Origin of the sequence: Enterobacter sp. CC120223-11 (genome assembly GCF_900215375.1) — a bacterium.
Classification (GTDB): domain Bacteria; phylum Pseudomonadota; class Gammaproteobacteria; order Enterobacterales; family Enterobacteriaceae; genus Scandinavium.
In genome coordinates, this window is the sequence record NZ_OBEF01000025.1 from 46549 (window position 1) to 56177 (window position 9629).

The 9629-nt window shown below is 53.7% G+C and carries 10 protein-coding genes and 4 tRNA genes; 13 read left to right on the forward strand and 1 reads right to left on the reverse strand.

Annotated elements, in window-relative coordinates; all coding sequences use genetic code 11:
- Nucleotides 1-19 precede the first annotated feature (19 nt).
- From fliZ to sdiA, 6 genes are all read left to right on the forward strand, one after another.
- A complete protein-coding gene (gene fliZ, locus CRO87_RS21125; protein WP_097164887.1) occupies nt 20-568 on the forward strand; it encodes a flagella biosynthesis regulatory protein FliZ in 549 nt (182 codons plus the stop codon).
- Nucleotides 569-653: 85 nt separating this feature from the next.
- Nucleotides 654-1454, forward strand: coding sequence for a cystine ABC transporter substrate-binding protein (tcyJ, locus tag CRO87_RS21130; RefSeq protein ID WP_097164888.1), 801 nt, complete (start codon nt 654-656; stop codon nt 1452-1454).
- A gap of 324 nt (nt 1455-1778) precedes the next feature.
- Complete coding sequence (dcyD, locus tag CRO87_RS21135; protein ID WP_097164889.1) at nt 1779-2765, forward strand: D-cysteine desulfhydrase; 987 nt, start codon at nt 1779-1781, stop codon at nt 2763-2765.
- A 12-nt stretch (nt 2766-2777) separates the two neighbouring features.
- On the forward strand, nt 2778-3446 hold the full coding sequence (gene tcyL / locus CRO87_RS21140) for a cystine ABC transporter permease (protein ID WP_097164890.1): 669 nt from the start codon (nt 2778-2780) through the stop codon (nt 3444-3446).
- Complete coding sequence (gene tcyN / locus CRO87_RS21145; protein WP_097164891.1) at nt 3443-4195, forward strand: L-cystine ABC transporter ATP-binding protein TcyN; 753 nt, start codon at nt 3443-3445, stop codon at nt 4193-4195. Before tcyL ends, tcyN begins: the two co-directional genes overlap by 4 nt.
- A gap of 259 nt (nt 4196-4454) precedes the next feature.
- Nucleotides 4455-5177, forward strand: coding sequence for a transcriptional regulator SdiA (sdiA, locus tag CRO87_RS21150; RefSeq protein ID WP_097164892.1), 723 nt, complete (start codon nt 4455-4457; stop codon nt 5175-5177).
- A 62-nt stretch (nt 5178-5239) separates the two neighbouring features.
- Here the strand turns inward: sdiA and CRO87_RS21155 are convergent, their stop codons facing one another.
- On the reverse strand, nt 5240-5464 hold the full coding sequence (locus CRO87_RS21155) for a DUF2594 family protein (protein WP_097164893.1): 225 nt from the start codon (nt 5462-5464) through the stop codon (nt 5240-5242).
- A gap of 444 nt (nt 5465-5908) precedes the next feature.
- On the opposite strand from CRO87_RS21155, the gene uvrY reads away from it, so the two are divergent.
- From uvrY to CRO87_RS21190, 7 genes are all read left to right on the forward strand, one after another.
- A complete protein-coding gene (uvrY, locus tag CRO87_RS21160; RefSeq protein ID WP_097164894.1) occupies nt 5909-6565 on the forward strand; it encodes a UvrY/SirA/GacA family response regulator transcription factor in 657 nt (218 codons plus the stop codon).
- On the forward strand, nt 6562-8394 hold the full coding sequence (uvrC, locus tag CRO87_RS21165) for an excinuclease ABC subunit UvrC (protein WP_097164895.1): 1833 nt from the start codon (nt 6562-6564) through the stop codon (nt 8392-8394). Before uvrY ends, uvrC begins: the two co-directional genes overlap by 4 nt.
- Nucleotides 8395-8449: 55 nt before the next feature.
- A complete protein-coding gene (gene pgsA, locus CRO87_RS21170) occupies nt 8450-8998 on the forward strand; it encodes a CDP-diacylglycerol--glycerol-3-phosphate 3-phosphatidyltransferase (RefSeq protein WP_097164896.1) in 549 nt (182 codons plus the stop codon).
- Nucleotides 8999-9146: 148 nt separating this feature from the next.
- Nucleotides 9147-9222: transfer RNA gene (locus tag CRO87_RS21175), tRNA-Gly, on the forward strand.
- Between the two features lie 48 nt (nt 9223-9270).
- A tRNA-Gly gene (locus CRO87_RS21180) sits at nt 9271-9346 on the forward strand.
- Nucleotides 9347-9384: 38 nt separating this feature from the next.
- Nucleotides 9385-9458: transfer RNA gene (locus CRO87_RS21185), tRNA-Cys, on the forward strand.
- 13 nt (nt 9459-9471) lie between these two features.
- Nucleotides 9472-9558, forward strand: a tRNA-Leu gene (locus tag CRO87_RS21190).
- Nucleotides 9559-9629 lie beyond the last annotated feature (71 nt).

The following is a 9629-nucleotide window of genomic DNA, read 5'->3' on the forward strand; positions in this document are numbered from 1 at the left end:
TTAACGACCAGGAGTTATCATGACGGTGCAGCAGGTAAAAAGACGGCCTTTAAGCCGCTATCTCAAAGACTTTAAACACAGCCAGACGCATTGCGCCCATTGCCACAAAATGCTCGACCGCATCACGCTGGTCCGGGCCGGCGAAATCGTCAACAAAATCGCTATATCCCGCCTTGATATGCTGATGGACGAAGCTGACTGGCAGCAGGAGCGCCGCGAGTGGGTCGCGCTGTGCCGCTTCTGCGGCGATCTGCACTGCAAAGAGCAGAGCGACTTCTTCGATATCCTTGGCTTCAAGCAGTATCTCTTTGAACAAACCGATATGAGTCCGGGCACCGTGCGCGAATATGTGGTGCGTCTGCGTCGCCTTGGTAATCATCTGACGACCCTGAAAATCGACCGTGAGCTGCTGGACGGCGAACCAGACGAAACGCTCTCACCGTGGTTGCCGCAGACCAGCACCAATAACTACCGCATTGCCCTAAGAAAATATTCGCAATTCAAAAACCTGCGCCCGGTGGAGCCAAAGCAGAAGTTCGCCATGCAGGCAATCTCTGAGTTATATTGAATTTGAATAGCCTATAGCGGAAGGGTATTAGCTGTTTTTCCCAGACGCCTTACACTGCAAAAAAATTCACATGTTCGGGGGAAGAATGAAATTAGCAATTATGGGCCGTCAGGCTCTGATGGGCATGATGGCCGTGGCGCTGGTCGCCGGGGCGAGCGTGAAAACTTTCGCCGCTGAAAACCTGCTGAATCAGGTCAAAGAACGCGGTTCGCTGCGCGTCGGGCTGGAAGGCACTTATCCGCCATTCAGCTTCCAGGGCGATGACGGCAAGCTGACCGGTTTTGAAGTGGAATTCGCACAGGAACTGGCCAAGCATCTGGGCGTGAAAGCAGACCTGAAACCGACCAAATGGGACGGCATGCTGGCCTCGCTGGATTCCAAACGTATCGATGTGGTGATCAACCAGGTAACCATCTCCGACGTGCGTAAGCAGAAGTATGACTTCTCCACGCCGTACACCGTGTCCGGTATTCAGGCGCTGGTGAAAAAGGGCAATGAAGGCACCATCAAAACCGCGGCGGACCTGAAAGGTAAAAAAGTTGGCGTGGGTCTGGGCACTAACTATGAAGAGTGGCTGCGCCAGAACGTGCAGGGCGTGGATGTACGCACCTATGATGACGATCCGACCAAATATCAGGATCTGCGCGTAGGCCGTATTGATGCGATTCTGGTTGACCGTCTGGCGGCGCTGGATCTGGTCAAGAAAACCAACAATACCCTGGCCGTCACCGGTGAAGCGTTCTCCCGTCAGGAGTCTGGCGTGGCGCTGCGTAAAGGCAACGAAGACCTGCTGAAAGCGGTCGACGCGGCTATCGCCGAAATGCAGAAAGACGGTAGCCTGAAAGCGCTCTCCGAGAAGTGGTTCGGGGCTGACGTTACCAAATAAACCGTAGTTTCCCTCTCCCTAACCCTCTCCCACAGGGAGAGGGAACTGCACGGAGTCAGTTGTGACTTTCTCCTTCTCTCACGGGGAGAAAGAACTGCACGGAGTCGGTTGTGACTTTCTCCTTCTCTCACGGGGAGAAAGAACTGCACGGAGTCGGTTGTGACTTTCTCCTTCTCCATTCAGGGAGAGGGTCGGGGAGAGGGGGACAGGCAGCGCAGAACACGCGTTTGTTTGTCGATAAAAATCTCAAAAAGGCGCTAACTCAGCGCCTTTTTTCATTTCGCCCGCAACTGTGTGCATAATAAAAAGAAAACAGGAGCTGCTATGTCACTGCACAATCTCACACGTTTCCCCCGGCTGGAATTTATTGGCGCGCCAACGCCGCTGGAATACCTGCCACGTTTCTCCGACTATCTGGGCCGCGATATCTTTATCAAGCGCGACGACGTCACGCCGATGGCGATGGGCGGCAACAAACTGCGCAAGCTCGAATTCCTTGCCGCAGATGCGCTGCGTGAAGGCGCAGATACCCTGATCACTGCCGGTGCTATTCAGTCTAACCACGTTCGTCAGACGGCAGCCGTGGCGGCAAAGCTGGGCCTGCACTGCGTGGCGCTGCTGGAAAACCCAATTGGAACCCAGGCAGAAAACTATCTCAGCAACGGCAACCGCCTGCTGCTGGACTATTTCAATGCGCAAATTGAGATGTGCGATGCGTTGACCGATCCTAACCGTCAACTGGAAGAGCTGGCCACGCGCGTGGAAGCGCAGGGCTTTCGTCCTTACGTGATCCCGGTCGGTGGTTCGAACGCGATTGGCGCACTAGGCTATGTAGAAAGCGCGCTGGAAATCGCTCAGCAGTGTGAAGGCGTAGTGTCGATCTCTTCGGTGGTCGTGGCCTCCGGCAGCGCGGGCACGCATGCGGGGCTTGCCGTGGGATTAGAACAGCTGATGCCTGAGGCAGAGCTGATTGGCGTGACGGTCTCCCGCCATATTGCCGATCAAAAACCGAAGGTTGTTACCCTGCAGCAGGCCGTGGCGGAAAGCCTGGAGCTAAAAGCGAAAGCGGAAATTACACTTTGGGACGATTACTTTGCTCCTGGTTACGGCACGCCAAACGAAGAAGGGATGGAAGCGGTGAAGCTGCTGGCCCGTCTGGAGGGCATTCTGCTGGATCCGGTTTATACCGGTAAAGCAATGGCCGGGCTGATTGATGGCATCAGTCAGAAACGCTTTAAGGATGAAGGGCCGATTCTCTTCGTTCACACCGGCGGTGCTCCGGCGCTGTTCGCCTATCATCCACACGTATAAAAGACGCCCATAATGCAAGAAAGTATCCAACTGGTTATTGATTCGCTGCCCTATCTGCTGAAAGGGGCGGTCTTCACCTTACAGCTCAGCATCGGCGGGATGTTCTTCGGGCTGGTGCTCGGTTTCTTACTGGCGCTGATGCGAATGTCTCCGGTCGGCCCCGTTCGCTGGCTGGCGCGCTTCTATATCTCCATTTTTCGCGGCACGCCGCTTATCGCCCAGCTGTTTATGATCTATTACGGCCTGCCGCAGTTTGGTATTGAGCTGGATCCGATCCCGGCGGCGATGATTGGCCTGTCGCTCAATACCGCAGCCTACACTTCGGAAACGCTGCGAGCGGCGATTTCGTCGATTGAAAAAGGTCAGTGGGAAGCTGCCGCCAGTATTGGTATGACGCCATGGCAGACTTTGCGTCGTGCGATCCTTCCTCAGGCCGCCCGCGTGGCGCTGCCGCCGCTGTCTAACAGTTTTATCAGCCTGGTAAAAGACACCTCGCTTGCGGCCACCATTCAGGTACCGGAGCTGTTCCGTCAGGCGCAGCTTATCACCTCGCGCACGCTGGAAGTGTTCACCATGTATCTTGCGGCCTCGCTGATTTACTGGGTGATGGCAACGGTACTCTCTGCATTGCAGAACTACTTCGAAAACCAGCTGAACCGCCAGGAGCGTGATCCGAAATGAGTGCTATCGACGTTAAAAACCTGGTGAAAAAATTCCACGGACAGACGGTGCTGCACGGTATCGACCTGCAGGTGAACGAGGGCGAAGTAGTGGCGATCATCGGGCCGAGCGGTTCGGGTAAAACCACGCTGCTGCGCAGCATCAACCTGCTGGAGCAGCCAGAGAGCGGCACAATTCGCGTCGGGGATATCACCATCGATACCGCGAGACCGCTGAGTCAGCAAAAGGGGCTTATCCGTACTCTGCGCCAGCACGTGGGGTTTGTATTCCAGAACTTCAATCTGTTTCCACACCGCACGGTGATGGAGAACATTATTGAAGGGCCGGTGATCGTCAAGAGTGAAAACAAAAGCGAAGCTGAGACGCGTGCCCGAGAGTTGCTGGCCAAAGTGGGGTTAACTGGAAAAGAAACCAGCTACCCGCGGCGTTTGTCCGGCGGCCAACAGCAGCGCGTGGCAATTGCGCGGGCGCTGGCTATGCGCCCGGATGTGATTCTGTTTGATGAGCCGACTTCCGCGCTGGACCCTGAGCTGGTGGGGGAGGTGCTGAACACCATTCGTCAGTTGGCGCTTGAAAAGCGCACGATGGTTATTGTGACCCATGAAATGAGTTTTGCCCGCGACGTGGCGGACCGGGCCATCTTTATGGATCAGGGTCGCATTGTGGAGCAGGGCGAAGCCAAAGCGCTGTTTGCCAACCCTCAGCAACCGCGCACGCGCCAGTTCCTCGAAAAATTCCTCATGCAGTAGTTCTCAAAACGGCCTGAAAATCTCAGGCCGTTTTTTTATATAACCAAATAATTTACTTTAAGATTTATAACCCTTAGTCACTACGGGCTTATTTCGCTGTGAGTCGCACAAAGCTTTTATCCACCAGTTTGCCCGGGGGGAGCAGGGCGTATCAGATTATTTACGGCATCTACGATTTTTTACATATATAAATAAGAATTATGTGTTAGTTTGCTGTATTCACAGGAATGATTATCAATCAGGAGTTTTCTCGTCAGATATGAGGGACATCGATTTTTTTCAGTGGCGTAAAGCGATAACGCAACAATTCCAGGCCGCCACGGCAAATGACCAGGTCTATGCCATTTTGCAGCAGCAGACTCACTCGCTGGAATATGACTGGTTCGCCTTGTGTGTACGGCATCCGGTCCCCTTCACCCGCCCTAAACTTTCTCTGCACACCACCTACCCGAAAGCCTGGATGGAGCATTACCAGGCCGAGAATTATTTCGCCATCGATCCTGTGTTGAAAATGGAGAATTACCGCAACGGGCATCTTCCCTGGAGTGAAAGCTTATTCAGCGAAACCCAGGCGTTCTGGAGTGCCGCGCGTGACCATGGCCTGCAGCGGGGGATCACTCAGTCCTTAATGCTGCCTAATCGTGCGCACGGTTTTTTATCGGTATCGCGGCAGGGTCATCAGCCGAACCCGCACTCCGACGATGAAACGGAGTTGCGCCTGCAAACCTTGATGGAGCTGAGTCTGGCCACGCTGCTGCGTCTGGAGGATACGATGGTGATGGCGCCGGAAATGCGATTCAGCAAACGCGAACTGGAAATTCTGAAGTGGACTGCGGAGGGGAAAACCTCAGCGGAAATAGCGATCATTCTGTCGATATCTGAAAATACCGTGAATTTTCACCAAAAGAATATGCAGAAGAAATTCAACGCGCCAAACAAGACGCAAATTGCCTGCTATGCCGCTGCGACTGGCGTTATCTGAAGGCATCCGACGTTCTGCGTGTCAGACGTAAAACCGGCTGCACATGGCAGCCGGTTTCATCATTACTGGCGGTAAGCCTGTTTAATTTGCTTAACTGTGCTGGAAAATACGGCCGCCTGAGCTTCATCTTCCATCTGCGTGATTTGCTTTTCCATTTTAATAATCACGCGCCCTGCATCTGCCTGGCCCATCGCCTGAAGCATCAGGGTCAGCAGGGCTTTCAGACAGGAAACTTCCTGGGACAGTTGTTGATTATTCTCAGCAGTGGAAAAATCAGGAGTGCTCATCTATTTCCTCGTTGGATTTTATCGCGCTTATGCGGTGGTAACAGTAAAGGTCGCGCAGTATACCACAGGCTCAGGAGAAAACGGGAGTGTCTGATTTTTGTCCTATGCTTAGAGGTGTTTAGCGCTAATTAACGCGCGGGCAAATGATTATATGTTTAGCCCGGGTTCATCGTTAGTTAATTATTGTTACACTTTTGCAATCGTATTTATCATCTGCGCAAAAACTCGTGTTATCGGGAAATTTCTGAAACGACCATTTAAAAAAATGGTTGTTGTATCTGTCTGTTTTGTGAATGTTTCCAGCCGTTGTACGTTTTGATTTCCAGAAAAAGTCGCTAAATGTTGAATGGAACATCTTTTGCCTTTCAAACTCGAGATAAAACCCGTTAATATGAACGCGAATTTAGAGAGAGTTGCGTTATCCCTATTCTGGAGATTATTCCTTTGATCAACATCCTTCTTGTTGATGACCACGAACTGGTGCGCGCAGGGATACGACGCATTCTGGAAGATATAAAGGGTATTAAGGTTGTCGGTGAAGTCTGCTGTGGCGAAGATGCGGTGAAATGGTGCCGTGCTAACCCGGTAGATGTTGTGCTAATGGACATGAACATGCCAGGTATTGGCGGGCTGGAAGCCACGCGCAAAATTGCGCGCTCCACCGCAGGTACCCGAGTCATCATGCTTACCGTTCACACGGAAAATCCGCTGCCCGCCAAGGTGATGCAGGCAGGGGCCGCAGGCTATCTGAGTAAAGGTGCCGCACCACAGGAGGTGGTCAACGCCATTCGCTCTGTCTTTGCCGGTCAGCGTTACATCGCTTCCGACATTGCTCAGCAAATGGCCCTGAGCCAGATTGAACCTGAAAAAACAGAATCACCGTTTGCCAGTTTGTCTGAACGTGAATTGCAGATTATGCTGATGATCACCAAAGGCCAGAAGGTGACTGAGATCTCCGAACAGTTGAATCTCAGCCCGAAAACGGTGAACAGCTACCGCTATCGTATGTTTAGCAAGTTAAACATTCATGGCGATGTGGAGCTGACGCACCTGGCAATTCGCCATGGCCTGTGTAATGCGGAGTCGTTAGCAAGTCAGTGAGTGACGTATTTGATTCAAAAGCCTTTCTGAAAACCGTGACCAGCCAGCCCGGCGTCTATCGTATGTACGACGCTGGCGGCACGGTTATCTACGTAGGCAAAGCCAAAGACCTTAAAAAGCGCCTTGCCAGTTACTTCCGCAGCAACCTCGCCTCGCGAAAAACTGAAGCCTTAGTGGCGCTCATTGCGCAGATAGACGTCACCGTAACCCACACGGAGACGGAAGCGTTGCTGCTTGAACACAACTACATCAAGCTCTATCAGCCGCGTTATAACGTGCTGCTGCGCGATGACAAATCCTACCCGTTTATTTTTCTGAGTGGCGATACTCATCCGCGCCTCGCGATGCACCGTGGGGCGAAGCACGCCAAAGGCGAATATTTTGGCCCGTTCCCGAACGGATACGCGGTAAGGGAAACCCTGGCGCTGCTGCAGAAAATTTTCCCCATTCGCCAGTGTGAGAACAGCGTGTATCGCAACCGGTCGCGCCCGTGCCTGCAATATCAGATTGGCCGTTGCCTCGGCCCATGTGTGGCGGGGCTGGTCAGCGAAGAGGAGTATGCGCAGCAGGTAGAGTACGTGCGGCTGTTCCTCGCAGGAAAAGACGAGCAGGTGGTCAATCAGCTGGTCGCCCGCATGGAAAAAGCGAGCCAGTCGTTGGCGTTTGAAGAAGCGGCGCGCATTCGCGATCAGATTCAGGCGGTGCGTCGCGTCACAGAAAAACAGTTCGTTTCCAACGAGGGCGACGACCTGGACGTTATCGGCGTGGCCTTCAACGGCGGTCTGGCCTGTGTTCACGTGCTGTTTATTCGTCAGGGCAAGGTCCTGGGCAGCCGCAGCTATTTCCCGAAGGTTCCGGCCGGAACGGAGGCGGGCGAAGTGGTGGAAACCTTTGTCGGCCAGTTCTATTTACAGGGCAGCCAGGCGCGCACGCTGCCGGGTGAAATCCTGCTCGACTTTAACCTCGGCGACAAAACGCTGCTGGCGGATTCGCTCTCCGAACTGGCGGGCCGCCGCATTAATATTCAGACGAAACCGCGCGGCGACAGGGCCCGTTACCTGAAACTCGCGCGCACCAATGCCACAACTGCGCTGGTCACCAAGCTGTCGCAGCAGTCGACCATTTCTCAACGCCTGACGGCGCTGGCAACGCAGCTGAACCTGCCGGAGGTGAAGCGTATGGAGTGTTTCGACATCAGCCATACGATGGGCGAGCAAACCGTCGCCTCCTGCGTAGTGTTCGACAGCAACGGCCCGCTGCGTGCGGAATATCGTCGTTACAACATCACCGGTATCACGCCGGGTGATGACTACGCGGCGATGAACCAGGTGCTGCGCCGTCGCTATGGCAAAGATATTGAAGAGAGCAAAATTCCGGACGTCATTTTGATCGACGGCGGGAAAGGCCAGCTCGGCCAGGCAAAGCAGGTGTTTGCAGAACTTGAGGTCAACTGGGATAAGCATCACCCGCTGCTGCTCGGCGTGGCGAAGGGTAGCGACCGTAAAGCCGGACTGGAAACCCTGTTCTTCGAGCCGGAGGGCGAGGGCTTCAACCTGCCGTCGGATTCTCCGGCACTGCACGTGATTCAACACATTCGCGATGAATCTCACGATCATGCTATTACCGGACATCGTAAAAAACGCGCGAAGGTGAAAAGCACCAGCACGCTCGAGACCATCGAAGGCGTGGGGCCAAAGCGCCGCCAGATGTTGTTGAAATATATGGGCGGCTTGCAGGGGTTGCAAAAAGCGAGCGTCGAAGATATTGCGAAAGTGCCGGGTATTTCTCACGGTCTGGCAGAAAAGATCTTCTACTCGTTGAAACATTAGGGGCTCTGTAGCAACATAGGGCTAATTTTACTGACAACAGATAGTTACCGTCGCCATGCAATTTAATATCCCTACATTGCTTACATTGTTCCGCGTCATCCTGATCCCCTTTTTCGTGCTGGCGTTCTATCTGCCTTTCGTCTGGGCCCCTTTTGCCTGCGCACTGATTTTCTTCGTTGCCGCGATAACCGACTGGTTTGACGGCTATCTCGCACGTCGCTGGAACCAAAGCACGCGGTTTGGCGCATTCCTCGATCCTGTGGCGGATAAGGTCATGGTGGCCATCGCGATGGTGCTGGTGGTGGAGCATTACCACTCCTGGTGGGTGACGCTGCCTGCGGCAACCATGATTGCCCGTGAAATCATCATCTCTGCACTGCGCGAGTGGATGGCAGAGCTTGGCAAGCGCAGCAACGTGGCGGTGTCCTGGATTGGCAAAGTCAAAACCACCGCGCAAATGGCGGCGCTGGTATGGATGCTGTGGCGGCCGAACGAGTGGGTTGAATGGGCGGGTATCGGCCTGTTTATGGTGGCAGCGGTGCTGACGCTGTGGTCAATGTTCCAGTATCTCAACGCTGCGCGCGGCGATTTGCTGGAACAGTGATCGTTTCGACGTAATTTTCAGCAAACGATCTGCTGCGGTGAAAATTAACGTTGACTCAGTGCGTCAGGTAAGTAGAATGCATCGCATCGAACGGCAGCACAGCTTGCCAGACGGTAACAAAATCAAGTGATTAACTTCATCTGATTCTGCGGGAATAGCTCAGTTGGTAGAGCACGACCTTGCCAAGGTCGGGGTCGCGAGTTCGAGTCTCGTTTCCCGCTCCAAAATTTGCGCATCATCAGATGCAGTATCGCAAGATACGCACCACCCAAGCGGGAATAGCTCAGTTGGTAGAGCACGACCTTGCCAAGGTCGGGGTCGCGAGTTCGAGTCTCGTTTCCCGCTCCAGTTTAAAAACATCGGCAGTTGCGGGTGTTAGCAATATCGGCGCGTTAGCAAAGCGGTTATGTAGCGGATTGCAAATCCGTCTAGTCCGGTTCGACTCCGGAACGCGCCTCCACTTTATTTCCCGAGGCCGGATGGTGGAATCGGTAGACACAAGGGATTTAAAATCCCTCGGCGTTCGCGCTGTGTGGGTTCAAGTCCCACTCCGGCTACCATGGGAAAACAAGAATAAAATCAATGATAAGCAGTGTCGTGAAACCACCTTCGGGTGGTTTTTTTGTATTTG

What these genes read in the sequence shown, in the direction of transcription:
- pgsA (WP_097164896.1), top strand. Translation starts at nt 8,450, where the DNA reads ATGCAATTTAATATCCCTACATTGCTTACATTGTTCCGCGTCATCCTG.
- dcyD (WP_097164889.1), top strand. Translation starts at nt 1,779, where the DNA reads ATGTCACTGCACAATCTCACACGTTTCCCCCGGCTGGAATTTATTGGC.
- tcyN (WP_097164891.1), top strand. Translation starts at nt 3,443, where the DNA reads ATGAGTGCTATCGACGTTAAAAACCTGGTGAAAAAATTCCACGGACAG.
- tcyL (WP_097164890.1), top strand. Translation starts at nt 2,778, where the DNA reads ATGCAAGAAAGTATCCAACTGGTTATTGATTCGCTGCCCTATCTGCTG.
- sdiA (WP_097164892.1), top strand. Translation starts at nt 4,455, where the DNA reads ATGAGGGACATCGATTTTTTTCAGTGGCGTAAAGCGATAACGCAACAA.
- tcyJ (WP_097164888.1), top strand. Translation starts at nt 654, where the DNA reads ATGAAATTAGCAATTATGGGCCGTCAGGCTCTGATGGGCATGATGGCC.
- CRO87_RS21155 (WP_097164893.1), bottom strand. Translation starts at nt 5,464, where the DNA reads ATGAGCACTCCTGATTTTTCCACTGCTGAGAATAATCAACAACTGTCC.
- fliZ (WP_097164887.1), top strand. Translation starts at nt 20, where the DNA reads ATGACGGTGCAGCAGGTAAAAAGACGGCCTTTAAGCCGCTATCTCAAA.